The sequence below is a fragment of the Rugamonas apoptosis genome (assembly GCF_014042355.1).
Classification (GTDB): Bacteria; Pseudomonadota; Gammaproteobacteria; order Burkholderiales; family Burkholderiaceae_D; genus Rugamonas; species Rugamonas apoptosis.
The window spans coordinates 1-210 of sequence record NZ_JACEZU010000092.1; the positions used below are offsets into that span (position 1 = coordinate 1).

Sequence of the window (210 nt, forward strand, 5' to 3'; positions counted from 1 at the left end):
CGTGGTCAGGGCCACGCCCGCAGTTGCGATCGTGGTGTCGAGGGTGAAGGCGAAGGCTGCGGCATCGTGGGTGTTGCCGGCCACGTCGGTGGCGCGCACGATGACGTTGTTGCCGCCTTCGACGGCGTTGAAGCTGCTATTCCAGGTGGTTCCGCCGTCGGTGCTGTAGCTGAGGGTGGCGCCGGTTTCGGCGCCGCTGATGGCCAGTGT

The 210-nt window shown here is 67.1% G+C and carries 1 protein-coding gene; it reads right to left on the reverse strand.

What is annotated here, in order from left to right:
* Positions 1 to 210: Ig-like domain-containing protein (locus H3H39_RS27580; protein WP_182157720.1), on the reverse strand; the 210-nt coding region annotated here is incomplete at both ends.